The organism is Kitasatospora sp. NPDC041917 (genome assembly GCF_055589745.1).
Map to the genome: position 1 here is coordinate 17,473 of NZ_JBVJBI010000023.1, position 15,089 is coordinate 32,561.

General features: G+C 74.2%; 14 protein-coding genes and 1 pseudogene. 6 read left to right on the top strand and 9 right to left on the bottom strand.

Translation table 11 applies throughout. The features are described 5' to 3' along the window. Window positions 1-104: 104 nt before the first annotated feature. Window positions 105-695: a PadR family transcriptional regulator gene (locus tag ACZ6EM_RS25605; protein ID WP_465773312.1), complete on the bottom strand. Its 591-nt coding sequence runs from the start codon at window positions 693-695 to the stop codon at window positions 105-107. A 204-nt stretch (window positions 696-899) separates the two neighbouring features. Here ACZ6EM_RS25605 and ACZ6EM_RS25610 point away from each other — a divergent pair, with 204 nt between their 5' ends. Further along, a complete protein-coding gene (locus ACZ6EM_RS25610) occupies window positions 900-2,363 on the top strand; it encodes an MATE family efflux transporter (protein WP_465773313.1) in 1,464 nt (487 codons plus the stop codon). Then, window positions 2,314-2,841, top strand: coding sequence for a DinB family protein (locus tag ACZ6EM_RS25615; RefSeq protein ID WP_401044693.1), 528 nt, complete (start codon window positions 2,314-2,316; stop codon window positions 2,839-2,841). Before ACZ6EM_RS25610 ends, ACZ6EM_RS25615 begins: the two co-directional genes overlap by 50 nt. A gap of 49 nt (window positions 2,842-2,890) precedes the next feature. On the opposite strand, the gene ACZ6EM_RS25620 is transcribed toward ACZ6EM_RS25615, so the two are convergent. From ACZ6EM_RS25620 to ACZ6EM_RS25630, 3 genes are all read right to left on the bottom strand, one after another. After that, complete coding sequence (locus tag ACZ6EM_RS25620; protein ID WP_465773314.1) at window positions 2,891-4,360, bottom strand: MFS transporter; 1,470 nt, start codon at window positions 4,358-4,360, stop codon at window positions 2,891-2,893. Continuing rightward, complete coding sequence (locus ACZ6EM_RS25625) at window positions 4,357-4,947, bottom strand: TetR/AcrR family transcriptional regulator (protein WP_465773315.1); 591 nt, start codon at window positions 4,945-4,947, stop codon at window positions 4,357-4,359. The genes ACZ6EM_RS25620 and ACZ6EM_RS25625 overlap by 4 nt, the downstream gene beginning before the upstream one ends. Before the next feature lie 172 nt (window positions 4,948-5,119). Continuing rightward, window positions 5,120-5,299: an antitoxin gene (locus ACZ6EM_RS25630; protein WP_401050048.1), complete on the bottom strand. Its 180-nt coding sequence runs from the start codon at window positions 5,297-5,299 to the stop codon at window positions 5,120-5,122. 162 nt (window positions 5,300-5,461) lie between these two features. Here ACZ6EM_RS25630 and ACZ6EM_RS25635 point away from each other — a divergent pair, with 162 nt between their 5' ends. Together ACZ6EM_RS25635 and lpdA are read left to right on the top strand one after the other, a co-directional pair. Beyond that, window positions 5,462-7,078: a M28 family peptidase gene (locus tag ACZ6EM_RS25635; RefSeq protein WP_452180118.1), complete on the top strand. Its 1,617-nt coding sequence runs from the start codon at window positions 5,462-5,464 to the stop codon at window positions 7,076-7,078. A 280-nt stretch (window positions 7,079-7,358) separates the two neighbouring features. Further along, window positions 7,359-8,765 (top strand): dihydrolipoyl dehydrogenase, encoded by a 1,407-nt coding sequence (lpdA, locus tag ACZ6EM_RS25640; RefSeq protein WP_387733705.1) that lies wholly within the window; start codon window positions 7,359-7,361, stop codon window positions 8,763-8,765. 109 nt (window positions 8,766-8,874) lie between these two features. Here lpdA and ACZ6EM_RS25645 read toward each other — a convergent pair whose 3' ends face one another. Both ACZ6EM_RS25645 and ACZ6EM_RS25650 read right to left on the bottom strand, forming a co-directional pair. Continuing rightward, window positions 8,875-9,609 (bottom strand): sigma 54 modulation/S30EA ribosomal C-terminal domain-containing protein, encoded by a 735-nt coding sequence (locus ACZ6EM_RS25645; RefSeq protein ID WP_387692252.1) that lies wholly within the window; start codon window positions 9,607-9,609, stop codon window positions 8,875-8,877. A 226-nt stretch (window positions 9,610-9,835) separates the two neighbouring features. Further along, complete coding sequence (locus ACZ6EM_RS25650; RefSeq protein WP_465773316.1) at window positions 9,836-11,095, bottom strand: AI-2E family transporter; 1,260 nt, start codon at window positions 11,093-11,095, stop codon at window positions 9,836-9,838. Between the two features lie 146 nt (window positions 11,096-11,241). On the opposite strand from ACZ6EM_RS25650, the gene ACZ6EM_RS25655 reads away from it, so the two are divergent. After that, complete coding sequence (locus ACZ6EM_RS25655; protein WP_401050495.1) at window positions 11,242-11,478, top strand: DUF6296 family protein; 237 nt, start codon at window positions 11,242-11,244, stop codon at window positions 11,476-11,478. Window positions 11,479-11,555: 77 nt separating this feature from the next. On the opposite strand, the gene ACZ6EM_RS25660 is transcribed toward ACZ6EM_RS25655, so the two are convergent. The 3 genes and pseudogenes from ACZ6EM_RS25660 to ACZ6EM_RS25670 all read right to left on the bottom strand — a co-directional run. Then, a complete protein-coding gene (locus ACZ6EM_RS25660) occupies window positions 11,556-11,780 on the bottom strand; it encodes a hypothetical protein (RefSeq protein WP_401050492.1) in 225 nt (74 codons plus the stop codon). A 129-nt stretch (window positions 11,781-11,909) separates the two neighbouring features. Then, window positions 11,910-12,356 carry a DUF6343 family protein gene (locus ACZ6EM_RS25665; protein ID WP_401050489.1) on the bottom strand — a complete coding sequence of 149 codons (447 nt, stop codon included), beginning with the start codon at window positions 12,354-12,356 and terminating at the stop codon, window positions 11,910-11,912. 139 nt (window positions 12,357-12,495) lie between these two features. After that, window positions 12,496-12,882, bottom strand: a pseudogene (locus tag ACZ6EM_RS25670) (GNAT family N-acetyltransferase); the annotation flags it as partial. A 123-nt stretch (window positions 12,883-13,005) separates the two neighbouring features. Here ACZ6EM_RS25670 and ACZ6EM_RS25675 point away from each other — a divergent pair. Further along, complete coding sequence (locus ACZ6EM_RS25675; protein ID WP_401050486.1) at window positions 13,006-15,006, top strand: LamG-like jellyroll fold domain-containing protein; 2,001 nt, start codon at window positions 13,006-13,008, stop codon at window positions 15,004-15,006. The last annotated feature ends 83 nt before the right edge of the window (window positions 15,007-15,089 follow it).

Below are 15,089 nucleotides of genomic sequence, written 5' to 3' on the forward strand. Positions count from 1 at the left end.
GGGCCGGGGGGAACCAGGTGTGGAACGGCCTGAATTCGGATTTTCGCTCTGCCGTTCGGCAGGGGTGTGCGCCTTCGGTTTTGCTCTGGATTCGCCTGGTCGGCCTAGCGTTCCGAGGACCGCGGCTCCGTCGGTGAGTCGGGGGCTTCCGACGGCTCCGCCCCGGCCGCCCGATCCAGCTCCGTGACGGTCTCGGACAGCCAGGCCCGCTCGGCCGCCGTGGAGGCCCGGGCGACGAGCAGCATCCCGCGTCGGAAGGGGTTCGGCTCGCGCTCGGCGGTCACCGGCTGCCCCGTTCCGTCGTAGAAGAAGCTGCTCGGAGCGTCCAGGAAGGCCAGCCGGCGGCGGAGCACGGCGGCCTGCCGGGACGGGTCGGCGAGATGGTGCAGGAACGTGGTGACGGTGAAGAAGCGGATCTGGTCGGTGATCTCGGCCTGCTCCGGGTCGGCCAGTCGGCGCAGCAGTTCGGCCCGCCCCCGCGCCGTCAGCTCCAGCGTCTGCCGCGGTGCGGCGCCGCTGCCCGGTTCGGTGCGGCGGTGCAGCAGTCCGGCCTTCTCCAGCCGGGCGATGGCGGGGTAGAGCGCGCCGTCGCTCACCGGTCGGACATGACCGGTCAGTCCGGTGATCCGGGACTTGAGCTCGTAGCCGTGAAGCGGCTGGTCGTACAGGAAGCCGAGGATCGCGAGCGTCAACACGGCTGGAGCCCTTCGGTCGGAGTGCGCCCTGTGGAGTCGTCATGTTACCTCTTGTCGATGTGCCTCGAAACGATGTATCTCTATTCGAGGCAGGTCGAGAGGGCCGCAGCCGATCGAGGGGAGCCGAGGCGGGCCAGGGCCGCGCCGGGGCGAGCCGGGGCCGGTCCGGTCACGCACGAGCACCACAGGGGAAGGGAGAAGGGCATGCGCGGCCAGTTGCGCCGACTCACGGCATTGGCGGTACCCGTCTACGCGGAGTTGCTGTCCGGGGTGATCGCCTCGGTGATCGGGGCCCTCTGGGTGGCCGGTCTCGGCGGGGCCGCGGTCGCCGCCGTCACCCTGGCCGGCACCGTCGAGAACCTGCTGCTCGGCCTGGTCCTGGTGGTCGCCTCCGGCACCAGCGTCAGGCTCTCCCACGCCCTCGGTGCGGGCGACCACGCCGAAGCCGCCCGGACCACCCGCGCGGCCTGGCGGCTCTGTGCCGCCGTCAGTGCGGCGCTCGCCGTCCCCGGCTTCCTGCTGCGCGACCGGCTGGCAGGCGCCTTCCTGGACGGCGAAGCCGCCGAACAGGCCGCCGGTTACCTCGCCGTCGCGTTCCCGGCCTTCGCGCTCTTCGTCGGCCAGCGCATCGCCGACGAGCTGTTCAAGGGCGCGGGCGACACCCGCACCCCGATGCGGCTCGCCCTGCTCTCCAACGCGCTGCTGCTCCTCCTCGACCCCCTGCTGATCCTCGGCCCGGGGCCGCTGCCCGCCCTCGGCGTGCCGGGCGACGCCCTGGCCCTGGTCCTCTCCCGGGCGATCGCCCTCGCCGTCACCCTGCGAGTGCGGCGAGTGCGGCGAGGGCGGCGACTGCGGCAGCCGGTGCGACGCACAGATCCGCAGCCGGGGCAGCACGCGGATCCGCAGCCGGTGAGACGCGACGTACCGCAGCCGCAGGACCCCGGCGGCACCGGGGGAGCGGGCGCGGCGGCGGTACGGATCCTGCGCGCGGGCGCACCGTTCGGTCTGGACTTCACCGCCCGGATGGCCGTCGGAACCGCCCAACTCGGCCTGGTCGCGGGCTTCGGCGTCGCGGCGGTGGCCGGCTACGGCCTCGGCTACCGCGTCCTGCTCGTCGTCACCATGGCCTTCTACGCGCTGCGCCAGGCCGCCGCGATCGAGGCGGCACGGCTGACCGGCGCGGGAGAGGGCGCCGCGCTGCACACCCTGCGCCGCGCCACCGGACGCCTCGCCGCGCTGCTCGGCGGGGTGGCGGCGGTGCTTGCCGTCACGCTCGCCGTGCCGCTGACCGCGCTCTTCACCGAGGACCGGGCGGTGGCCGCGCAGTCCGTCGGCTTCCTGCGCTCGGCGGCCCTCTACCTGCTGCCGTACGCGCTGGTGGTGGCGGTCGGCGGAGTGCACCAGGCGGCGGGCGCCGGGCGCCCGCTGGTGGTCTCCGTCCTGCTCGGTCTCGGGGCCCAACTCACCGCCTCGGCGGTCTTGTCCGGGCCGCTGGGGGTGTCGGGGGTGTGGCTCGGGCCGGCGGTGGGCGCGGCCGTGCAGCTCGCGCTGCTCGCCGCACTGACACGGTCGCGGAGTCCGCGCGGGGCCGCAGCGGGCGTGTGCCAGAGTGGGGGCCATGGCACTCACCCCGGACGGGCGGCCGATCCCGCTCCCGCACGCCGATGAACGCGCAATGCTGGAGAGCTGGTTGGACTTCCAGCGGGCCACGCTCGCCCGCAAGGTCGACGGGCTCGACGACCGGCAGGTGCGGCTGGCGTCCGTCCCGCCGTCCACGATGACCCTGCTGGGGCTGGTTCAGCATGTCGCCGAGGTCGAACGCAACTGGTACCAGCGGGTGTTCGCCGGGCAGGACGTCCCGCCGGTGTACGGCGCGGACAACGGTGACGGCTACGGGCTGGACCCGGTGCGCGGGATGGCCGAGGCGCTGGTGGACTGGAGGAGGGAGATCGACCGGGGCCGGGAACTGACCGCGGACCAGCCGCTGGACGCGGCCGGCCCGCTCTCCCCGCAGGCCGCCGCGGTGATCGGCGCGGACAGCGTCTCGCTGCGCTGGATCCTGGTGCACCTGATCGAGGAGTACGCCCGCCACAACGGCCACGCCGACCTGCTCCGGGAGTGCGTCGACGGCGTCACCGGGGTCTGAACCCAACCGGGGTCTGAACCGGACCGGGGTGTGACGGCAAGGGCGTTGCTCACCGCCGACCGGTGGGCTCCGGCCGCCCGCCCGACGCCGGACCGGCGGTCCGCTCGGCGGCCCCACCGGCCGTCGGTCCAGCCGCCCGTCCGGGCAGCCGCGCGGCGAGCAGCGTCCCCGCGCCGGCCACCGCCGCCATGGTCAGCGCGGACGGCGCGAGCGCCGCGCCGGGGTCCGTACGGCCGGCGGCGGTGGCGGCCAGGGCGATGCCCAGGGCCGGGCCGGTGTTCAGGACGGTCTGCTGCAGGCCGCCCGCGACCCCGGCCCGGGCGGCGGACACACCCCGGACCACCATCGTGGTGGCGGTGGCCATCACCGCACCGAAGCCGGTGCCGAGCAGCGCGAAGCAGCCGCCGATCGCGAGCGTCCCGGAGCCGGTGCCGAGCCCCGCGGTGAGCAGCGCCCCCGCGGTGATCAGTGCCATCCCCGGCAGCACCACCGCCCGTTCGCCGTGACGCTTCGCCAGCCGGGCGGAACCGGGCGCCGCGAGGATCATCGCCACCGCGAGCGGCATCGCCCGCAGGGCGCTCTGCAGGGGGTCGAGCCCGAGCACGTCCTGGAGGTAGTAGACGGCCGGGAAGAGTGCGCCCTGGAGCGCGGCGGAGGCGGCGAGCAGGACGACGAGCGGCGGCGCGACGGCCGTGGAGCGGAACAGCGCGGGCGGCAGCAGGGGGTCGGCGGTCCGGCGCTCGTGCCGGACCAGGAGGAGGGCGAGGACTCCGGCCGCGGCGAGGCAGAGCAGCGGGACGACCGGCCGGCCGGTGTCCGGCAGCGTCACCAGGCTCTCCACCAGGAAGGCCAGCGCGAGTGCGAGCAGGGCCGCGCCGGGCAGGTCGAGCCCGCTGCCGTGCTGGCCGTCGTGCTCGCTGCCGTGCCCGGCGGCCGGGGACCGGGTGTCGGGCGATCCGGCCCCGGCCGGCACCGCGAGCGCCGCCAGGAGGGCGGCCGCGGCGGGCAGCAGGCCCAGCAGGAAGACCGACCGCCAGCCGAGGTGCGCGGTCAGCGCCCCGCCGACCAGCGGCCCCGCTGCCGCCGCGAGCCCGATGGCGGCGGTGCGGATGGCGATCGGACCGGCCAGGCGGTCGGCGGGCCAGGCGGCCCGGAGCATGCCCAGGGTGGCCGGCTGCAGCAGCGCGCCGGCCACGCCCTGCAGGACGCGCAGGGCGACGACCCAGCCGATGCCGGGCGCCACGGCGATCCCGAGCGAGGCGGCGGCGAAGCCGGTCACGCCGAGCGCGAAGACCCGCCGGTGCCCGTACCGGTCGCCGAGGCGGCCGGCGAAGACCAGCAGCGCGGCGACGGTGACCAGGTAGCCGGTGCCGGCCCACTGGACGGCGGCGACGGAGGCGTGCAGGTCGTGCTGGAGGGCCGGCCGGGCGACGGTCAGCGCGGTGCCGTCGACGGCGACCAGGACGGCGCCGGTGATGCTCGCGGCCAGGACGAGCCCCCGGTGGTGCCGCGGGTTCACCGCGCGGCCGGGCCGAGGTGGGCGTCCAGCGTCGCGCGCAGCAGCGGCTCGATGGAATCGTCGCCGGTGATGAGCCGCAGGCTGCCCCAGGTGCGCAGCTGGGCGAGGCCGTGCAGGTTGGACCAGAGGGCGGCGGTGGCGGCGGCCGGATCGTCGGACCGCGGGTGCACCTCGGAGACCAGGCCGACGAAGGTCAGGAAGAGCGGCAGGGTGGTGCGGCGCAGTTCGGCGCCGCTGCCCTCCAGCAGGTCGTGACGGAACATCAGCTCGAACATGCCGGGGTTGGCGGCCGCGAAGCCGAGGTAGGCGCGGGCGAGCGCGTCGAGGCGGGTGCGGGCGTCGGCGCCGGTGGTGGCGGTGAGGGCGTCGGCTCCCGCGAGGGTGTCGGTGAGCCTGCCGAAGCCCTGCTGGGCGATGGCGGCGAGCAGCTCGCGGTGGGTGGGGAAGTAGCGGCGGGGCGCGCCGTGCGAGACCCCGGCGCGGCGGGCGATCTCGCGCAGGCTGAGCGCCTGGACGCCGCCCTCGGCCACCAACTCGACGCCGGCGGCCACCAGTCGGGCCCGTAGGTCCTGTTCCTGTTCGGTCATGAAGACACTGTCTACCAGGTGCTGGTAGACAGTGTCTACTCGCGCTCGCGGGAGCGCCCCGGGCAGAATCGACCCCCATGGACGAAGGCGGCGAGCCGGCCTGCTGGCCGGACCGGGGTGGCGAGCCGGCCGGACGGCCCCGGGTGGGGCGGCCCGCGGGAGGCAGGAGCCGCTACTGCTGCGGCGGCTGGTCGCGGAACTGGTTCTTGAGCTGCTCCTGGGCGGCGTCCACCTGACCGCTGTACTTGCCCTCGGTGCGCTGGTCGACGGTGTCGCCCGCCTTGTCGACGGCTTTGTCGGTCTGCTCCTCGTGGCCCTTCAGCAGGTTCTTGAGCTTATCCATCATGGACATCTGGTCACACTCCTGGATGAGACGCCCCCACCCCTCCAATATCACCGCGCGCGCCACGACCCGCATCTCGCAAGGTCTGCGTAAAGGCTTGGCAACGGGATTCCGGTCATGTCAAATCATGACCCTCATGACCTTCACGGCCCGTCGGATGGAGCTCCCTTGATGCTGCGCACCCGTCGCCCCACCTCCCCGCTCGACCGCTCCGTCCCGGAGGACCCCGCCACCTCCACAGGGGGCCCGCGAACCGCCGTCACCCGGCGTGGCGCGGGCGCCGCCCTGACCGTCGCCGCGCTGGTCGCCCCGCTGCTGCTGGCCGGCGCCGGCAGTGCCTCGGCCGACCCGGACCCGGCGCGCAAGGGCGCCAAGCTGGCCTCCCGGCTGGTCGAGGCGAGCAGTGCCCGGGACGCGCGGGCCACGCTGGCCGCGCTCCAGTTGATCGCGGACCGCAACGGCGGTACCCGGGTGGCCGGTTCGAAGGGGCACGACCAGTCCGCGCAGTACGTCTACGAGCAGGCGCGCCGGGCCGGGCTCAAGGTGTCCAAGCAGGAGTTCGTGTACACCTTCTTCGAGGCCCGCTCCGAGCGCCTCGACGTGGTCTCCCCGAAGGCCGAATCGGTGCCGGTGATCGCCATGACGTACTCGGTGGGCGGCCCGGAGGCGGGCCTGACCGCGGACCTGGCGGTCGCCCCGGTCGGCGCCACCACCGGCTGCACGCCCGCCGACTACCCGTCGGGCGCCTTCACCGGCAAGATCGCCCTGATCCGGCGCGGCGGATGCTCCTTCGCCGAGAAGCAGGCCGCCGCGGCCGCCGTCGGCGCGACCGGGGCGATCATCTACAACAACACCGAGGGCACCCTGAACGGGACGCTCAGCGAGCCGACGGCGGGGCGGATCCCGACCGGCGGGATCACCCAGGCCGCGGGCCAGGCCCTGGCCGCCCAGGCCGCCGCCGGGCCCGTCCGGGTGACCCTGGACATCCGGACCTTCATGGAGCAGCGCAAGACCTGGAACGTCATCGCCGAGACCCGCGGCGGCGACCCGGACCACACCGTGATGGTCGGCGCGCACCTCGACTCCGTGCCCGAGGGGCCGGGCATCAACGACAACGGCTCCGGCACGGCCGGCGTCCTGGAGGTCGCGAAGAACCTCAGTGTCCACCCGGTGAAGAACAAGGTCAGGTTCGCCTGGTGGTCGGCCGAGGAGTTCGGCCTCAAGGGCGCCGAGGCGTACGTGAACTCCCTCTCCGACGCGGAGAAGAAGAAGATCGGCCTCTACCTCAACTTCGACATGATCGCGTCCCCCAACTACGCGCAGTTCGTCTACAACGGCTCGGGCAGCGCCGGCGGCGACGCGGGCCCCGAGGGCTCGGCGCAGCTGGAACGGGACATCAACGGCTACCTGGACGGCCGGGGCCTGCCGCACGACCCGACCCTCTTCGACGGCCGCTCCGACTACGGTCCGTTCATCGACGCGGGCATCCCGGCCGGCGGCACCGACACCGGCGCCGAGAAGGTCAAGTCCCCGGAGCAGGCGGCCCGTTACGGCGGCACCGCCGGCGCCGCGTACGACGGGTGCTACCACAAGGCCTGCGACAACCTCGGCAACATCGACATGGGCGTCTTCGACGTCAACATCGACGTGATCGCGAACGCCGTCGGCACCTACGCCTGGGACCTCTCCTCGCTCCACCGGCCCGTCCCGGCCCAGCGCCCGGCCGCCAAGGCGGCGCCCGGTATCAGCGGCACGAGCGACGCCCACTCCGGCGGGGTGGCGGCCTGACGCCAGGGTGGGCCCGCGGCTGCTCCCGGCCGGCGGGCCCACCCGACCGCCGTACCCGACCGCTCCGTCCGAGACTGCTCCATCCGGGACCTCCCCGCCTCATCGCCCCTGGTGGCCGTGGGTGCGGCCACCGTAGCGCAGGACACTGACAATCCGGCCACGGACCGGTACGGTGCCGCGCGGAGCGCATCCGCCGAGACCCGGTGGGTGCGCCGGGTCCGGTCCTGACACCATGGGACCGAGATCACGACACGGTGACATCCTCGGAGGAGTCAGCAACATGAGCACGCACTACGACGTCGTCGTCCTCGGCGCGGGCCCCGGCGGCTACACCGCCGCCGTCCGCTCGGCCCAGCTGGGCCTGAAGGTCGCGGTCATCGAGGCCAAGTACTGGGGCGGCGTCTGCCTCAACGTCGGCTGCATCCCCTCCAAGGCCCTGCTGCGCAACGCCGAGCTCGCCCACATCTTCACCAAGGAGGCCAAGACCTTCGGCATCAAGGTCGAGGGCCAGGTGACCTTCGACTTCGGCGAGGCCTTCCGGCGCAGCCGCTCGGTGGCCGACGGCCGGGTCAAGGGCGTCCACTACCTGATGAAGAAGAACGGCATCACCGAGTACGACGGCTGGGGCACCTTCGTCGACGAGCACACCCTCCAGGTCGCGCTGAGCGGCGGCGGCTTCGAGGTCGTCACCTTCGACCACTGCGTCATCGCCGCCGGTGCCACCACCCGCCTGCTGCCCGGCACCAGCCTGAGCGACCGCGTGGTCACCTACGAGGAGCAGATCCTCACCGAGCAGCTGCCGGAGAGCATCATCATCGCGGGCGCCGGCGCGATCGGGGTCGAGTTCGCCTACGTGCTCCACAACTACGGCGTGAAGGTCACCATCGTCGAGTTCCTGGACCGCGTGGTGCCGCTGGAGGACGTCGAGGTCTCCACCGAACTCGCCAAGCAGTACCGCAAGCTGGGCATCGAGGTGCTGACCTCCACCCGGGTCGAGTCGATCGACGACAGCGACCCGAACGCCAAGGTCCGGGTCACCGTCACCAAGGACGGGCAGCAGCAGGTGCTGGAGGCCGACAAGGTGCTCCAGGCGATCGGCTTCGCGCCGCGGGTCAACGGCTACGGCCTGGAGAACACCGGGGTCAAGCTCACCGACCGCAACGCCATCGCAGTGGACGGCCGCGGCCGCACCAGCGTCGAGCACATCTTCGCGATCGGCGACGTGACCGCCAAGCTGATGCTCGCGCACGCCGCCGAGACGATGGCCGTGATCGCCGCCGAGACCATCGGCGGGGCGGAGACCATGGAGGTCGACTTCGTCATGATCCCGCGCGCCACCTACTGCCAGCCGCAGATCGCCTCCTTCGGGTACACCGAGGCCCAGGCGCGCGAGCTGGGCCACGACGTCAAGGTCGCCAAGTTCCCGTTCACCGCCAACGGCAAGGCGCACGGCCTCGGCCACCCGATCGGCTTCGTCAAGGTCATCAGCGACAACACGCACGGCGAGCTGCTCGGTGCCCACCTGATCGGCCCCGAGGTCACCGAGCTGCTGCCGGAGCTGACGCTGGCCCAGCAGTGGGACCTGACCGTCCACGAGGTCGCCCGCAACGTGCACGCCCACCCGACCCTGGGCGAGGCCGTCAAGGAGGCCATCCACGGCCTGGCCGGTCACATGATCAACATGTGACGACCGGCCCTCGGCCGCGCCGCGCCCCCGTCGAGCGACTGCCCGGCGGGGGCGCGGCGCGGTTCCGGGCCGATCGGCAGGAGCGGCCCCGGGCTCCGGTCGGGGCCCGTCAGACGTGCCCGGCGATCAGGCCGAGCCGACCGTCGAAGCGGCGGTAGAGCACCCGGCCCCGGCCGGTGACCGGGTGCGCGAAGAACAGGAACGGCAGCTCCGCGCCCGCCAGCCGGTCGACGGCCTGCGCCTGCGTCAGCCGGGGCGCGCCGTACGGGCTGAGGGTGATCGGCGACGTCCGGCGGCCCGCCGGTCCGGCCGGGACGGTACGGGCGAGGCGGTAGCCGGTCGGTCCGACCCGGTAGACCACGGCGTCGGTCTCGGTCGCCGGATCGGTGAACAGGTGGATGTCGTAGTCCATCGCGTCCATGGTCCGGGCAGCGGCCTCCGGCGAGCACCAGACCAGCGAGGGCTCCTTGTGCCGGACCACCCGGAGCTCGCGGAGCTCGCCGCCGTCCGGCCCGGTGGGGGCCGCGGCGCGGTGGCCCGGCCACGGGCGCGGTGCCCAGGCCCCGGTGACGGCCCTGATCCTGCCGCGCAGCGCGTCGCTCACCCGGTCGAGCGAGTCGCCGAGCCCGGCCGCGGCCTCCTGGACGCGGATCCGCCGGCCGTCCACCTCGGCGTTCACCTGCGCCAGCACACCCCCGGCCACGGCCGCGAGCCGGACCCGCAGGGCCTCCACCAGCGTCCCCACTCCCGGAGCCGCCGCCGCGGCGCCCACCCGGGCCCGCGCCTCGGCCAGGACCTCGCAGGTCAGCCCCTCGAACGCCCTCACCGTGACCAACTCGCCCATCCCAGGCCCTTCCACTCCCAGCCGGCGCAATACCGGCGACCAGGATTCCCGCCCCCGCTCCGCGCGGCCAGGGCCCAACGGCCCCACCGGGAGGGCCGGGCGGACCAGCCGCGGTCCGGGGGCGGGCCCGTCGGGGGGCGGGGCCAGGAGGGGAGTGGCGGGGCTCGGAGGGGGCGGCGGGGCCAGGAGGGGAGTGGGAGCGGTGCCGTTGCGGAGCACCGGGCACTCACCCGCCCTGCCGGCCGCCCTCGCCCGGGTCCTGGCGCCGGCCCCGGTCCGGTCGGTGACCGGACCGATCACCCGCCGCAAGGGGCCGCGTCCCCGAGCCGCTGGGTGCGCCACGGGAGCGCAGCTCGCCGAGCACCGCCCAGGCGACCGACACCACCGGCACGGCCACCACCGCGCCCAGGATTCCCGCCAGCACGGTGCCGCCGGCCACCGACACGGCGATGGCCACCGGGTGGATGCGGACGGACCAGCCGAGCACCAGCGGATGCAGCAGGTGGCCCTCGATCTGGCCGATGACCACGATCAGGGCGAGCACCAGCAGGGCGATCACCGGCCCGCGGGCGGCGAGCGCGACCACGGAGGCGATCGCCAGGGCGATCGGGGAGCCGATCAGCGGGACGAGCGTCGCCACGAACTCCAGCAGCATCAGCGGCATGACCAGCGGCACCCGCAGGATCGCCAGCGCGATGCCCACCAGCACGGCGTTGGAGGCCGCCACGATCAGCACGCCCCGGGTGTAGCCCGCGAAGGTGCGCCAGGCGGTACGACCGGCACGGTCCCAGGCCGACCGGCTCCGGGCCGGCATCTGCCGCTGCGCCCAGGACCACATCCGGTCGCCGGAGTGCAGGAAGAACACCGAGCAGAAGACCGCGAGCGCCAGCCCCGTGACCAGCTCGACGATCCGGCCGGCGCCGCTGAGCGCGGTGCTGACCAGGGCGGAGCGGTGGGCCGAGACGAACGCGCCGATCTTGGCCCGCAGGTCGGTGACGGTGCCGGGGCGCAGGTGGAAGGGGGCGCCGGTGAGCCAGCGGTCGATCCGGGAGAGCCCGCCGCGCAGCTCGTTGCCCAGCCGGGTCCACTCGTCGGCGACGGTCGTGCCGACCAGCGCCAGCACCCCGCCGACGAGCACGAGGATGCAGAGGAAGGCCATCACGACGGCGAGCGAGCGCGGTGTGCCCCGGGCCAGCAGGTCGACCAACGGACGCAGCACGGAGGTGATGACCAGGGCCACGAACAGTGCGACGACCACCAGCTGGAGCCGGGCGAGGACGTCGACGACCAGATAGGCGAAGAGTCCGAGCAGCGCCAGCCGCCAGGTGTACCCGGCCGCCGTCCGCAGTCCGGAGGGGACGTGCTCCCCGGACGGGGACGGGCCCCGGCCCGGCACCCCCGCCCGGGTCCGGCGGGCCGGCACCCGGGGACGGCGGCTGCCCAGCGGCCCGGGCCGCCGGTCCGGTTCGGCGCCGTTCACGCCCATGGGCGGTCTGCCGGGTGTAAACGCGCGGGGCCGGGGCAGGCGCGAAGCGGCACCGGTCTCCCTCGGGAGGACAGTGGTCCTCCGTGTACAAGCGGTCGGATGTGGGGAGAATCGATGACGCAGGGTGGGGGGAGAAGGAGGCAGACATGAGAAGCCTCACGCGCCGTTACGCGGTGACGCTCCCCGGCCCGATCGGCGGGCACGCCCCACTGTGCTCGGTCGTCGTGCACGAGACGCAGATCGTGGGGCCCGACGGGGGCCTGGTCTGGGAGAGTGCGGAAGGCGACCTGCGGGTGGAGATCGCCAGCGGGGTGGCCACCGTGCTGGCGTTTCCCGGAACCGGCAGCCGGCACCCGTGCCTGATGGCGGTGCCGTTGCCCTGAGCACGCGGCCGGGACGCGTGCCGCAACGAAGGCGAGGGGGGAGCGGAGGCGACGCGGGCGGGCGTCGCGACGGACGGTCACCGCGCGGTGGCGGCCAAGGCCTCGCGCACGGTGACCAGGCAGGGGTCGCAGTACCGGTCAGGCCCGGCCGCACCGGCGCCGTCCGCTGCCGGGACGACGCGCTGGGAGGGCTCCAGGAACCGCCCGCAGAGCGAGGACGACGCGTCGTCCTTCGCCACCACGTGCCACACCACGGCGGGCGGGGAGACCGCCGGGTCGTGCTCGGCCCACATCTCGTACACGGCGCTACCTCCGGATCGCTGGGGGCTCGGTGAGTCCATGCAAACCCGGGCTCTGCCGAACGGCCACCGGGCCAGACCCGGTGGGATGGTTGTGGGCCGGTGGTGGTCGGGCCCGGCGCGGGCGCCGGCTCACTCCTGGCGGTCGGAGCCCCGACGGTCGGCGCCCGGGCGCCCCTGGGCACCGGTCCGGTCGCGGCCCTGGCCGGCGGCCAGGCGGCGCCGGATCACCAGCAGGTCGAGTCCGGCGAGGGCGGCGAACCCGGCGCACAGGGCGGCGAAGAAGGCGTAGGTCCCCCGGTTGGGCGCGGGGCCCGGGCCGGCCAGCGCGGCCAGCACGGCGAAGGCCACCGTCCCGCCGACGAACAGGACCAGGAAGACCCGGGACAGCAGCCGCCGCAGCTCCAGGTCCGAACGGGCGGTCACCGGCTCGGTGCCCCGGCGCACCGATTCCTCGGGCCGCAGCTGCGGCGTCGTCCGGCCGGGGCCCTGCGAGGTGTGCGGGAAGTCGTGGCGCTCGCCGCTCCGGCGACGGGCCCCGCCGCCGTGCTGCACGCTCGGTCTGCGATGTACGGACATGACGACCCCCGAACGGAGTCGATCGGTGGTGTTCCGTCGGTGCGCCTACCCGCGCCCGGCGCCGGTACACGTCGGCGGGTGCGCACCCGCGCTGTTCGAGCCGCAGCCGGACCGCCGGCCGTCGACCCGGCCGGAGGTCTCAGGGGGTGACTGCGTACTCGGTGAACCGGCCGCAGGCGTGGAATCCGAGACGGCGGTAGACCGGTTCCCCGTCCGATGACGCCTGCAGGACCGCGGTGCGGCAGCCCGCGTCGTGGGCCGTGCGCAGGGTGGCCAGGGTGATGGCTCCGCCGTACCCGCGGCGGCGGTCGGAGGCGAGGGTCGCGATGTTGTAGATCCCGGCGACACCCGCGAAGAGGACGACCTCGGCCGAGCAGACCGGTCGTCCGTCCGCGTAGCCGATGAGGTAGCGCGCCGGGCAGTCGGGGGCCAGGGCCCGCTCGGTCGCATCGGCGTGGAAGCGGCGGACGGTGGCGGCCGGCGGGTTCCGGTTCGCGGCCAGGACCATCGCGTAGTCGGCGAGTTGTGCGCGGAATCATCGCGGCGCCCGATGGATTCGGCCGCTGTTCAACGGGGCTTGGCCCGGCCGATGATCCACGACTGCTCCCGGTGCCTACCGTCGGGGCCCACACCACTTCCGGGAGCGAACATGCACGACATCCAGGCGACCGAGCACGAGTGCGGCTGCCCGCGGACCGCCGACCTCGACGGGGAGGGGACGGCCGCGGCCAGTCGGCGCCGATTCCTGCGCGGGGCCGGTCTGGTGGGCGCCGGGGTCGGTGCCGCCGGTCTCGGCCTGCTCGGTGCGGTGCCCGCGCAGGCGGCCGGGCCCGAGCAGGGCGGTGGGGCCGAGCAGGCCGGCGGGGCCGGGAAGAAGCCGAAGAAGGCCGGGGGGAAGGGGCGTTGGCAGCCGGACCCGGACGCCCGACAGTTCACCGTCGTGGTCATGCCGGACACCCAGTACCTGTTCGACCAGGACCGGATCCACCCGGCGCCGCTGGAGGCCTCGGTCCGCTACGTGCTGGACGGCGGGGTCAACCGGGAGGACGGGACGGACGACAACATCGTCTTCCTGTCCCATCTCGGGGACGTCACCGAGAACGGCCTGGCCGTCGAGTTCGCCGCCGTCACCAAGGTGTTCGGCCTGCTGGACGAAGCGGGCGCGGCCTACGGGGTGCTCGCCGGCAACCACGACGTCCGTTCCTCGACCGACGACCAGCGCGGCAGCACCCCGTACCTGGAGACCTTCACCAAGGCCAGGGCCGCCCGCACCGCCGGGTACCGCGGTTCCAGCCCGGACGGCTACAACACCTGCCACGTGTTCCGGGCGGCCGGCCGCGACTGGATGGTGCTCTCGCTGGACTGGCGGCTCTCCGACGTGGGCTTCGCCTGGGCGAACGGGGTGATCGCGGCCAACCCGAAGGTCCCGGTGATCCTGACCACCCACGACCTGGCGTACGCCGACGACAGCGGCCGCGCCGAGCTGTCCGACAACGGGAAGCGGCTCTGGGAACGGCTGGTCGACGGCAACGACCAGATCTTCCTGACCGTCAACGGGCACTACTGGCCGCCCGGCCGCACCGTGCTGAAGAACCGGGCCGGCCACGACGTGCACGTCCACATCACCAACTACCAGGACCGCTACTACGGCGGCGCGGCGATGATCCGGGCGTACCGCTTCGATCTCGACCGCAGCACCGTCGACGTGTCGACCTTCTCGCCGTGGATCCAGCAGATCGCGGCCGAGGAGCGCAACGCGCTGGCGGCACAGAACGTCGAGCTGACCTCGGACGTGGACCGCTTCTCGCTCGCGATCGACTTCGACCGCCGGTTCGCCGGCTTCGCGCCCGTCCCGCAGCGCCCGGCGCGCCGGGCGGGCGAGCTGCTGGTGCGCGACACGGTGGCCTACTGGCGGTTCGACGGCGGTGGCGGGGACGGCACGGCCGTCTCCCCGCAGCAGGTCGTCAAGGACCTGAGCGGGCAGGGCAACGACCTGCTCTGGCAGGGCGCCCCCGGCACGCCCGAGGGCGCGCTCAGCTGGTCCGCCGAGCACCACCCGGACCAGCCCGGCCACGGCAGTCTGCTGTTCAAGGGCACCCGCTCGCCGGTGCGCGGCGGCTACCTGCAGACCGTGCCCACCGCGCCGCTGAACCGGGAGACCTTCGAGCGCGGGTTCACCGTCGAGGCCTTCTTCAAGCTGCCCGCCGACTGGGACTCCGCGCAGAGCCGCTGGTCCGCCCTGCTCAGCCGGTGGGGGACGGCCGGTGAGGCGGGCAGGAGCGGGCCGGGGACGGACGCCGACGAGCCGGTCGCCACGCTCAGCGTCTCCGAGGCGCCGGCCCTCCAGTGGTGCGTCTACCCGATCAACCAGACCGGGGCGTCGACCTGTTGGGGTCACCAGCTGCCGCTGGACCGGTGGTGGCACGTCGCGGTGGTCAACGACGGGAAGCTCAGCCGGATGTACGTCGACGGCTGCGAGGTGGCGCGCAACCCGGCGACGCCCGCGGTCGGGCTGACCACCCTGGGGCGGCCGTGGATGCTGGGCGGGTACGCGTACGCGGGGGTGCTGGACAAGGTCTTCCACGGGTACGTCGGGGATGTTCGGATCGTGCGGCGGGCGCTGCGGGCGGGCGAGTTCATGACCGCCTGACCGCGCTCCACGGTGCTCGACCGCACCCCGTCGAAACCTCTCCGAAGTACGGACACCGCCGGGCTCCGATACGGGCCCGGCGG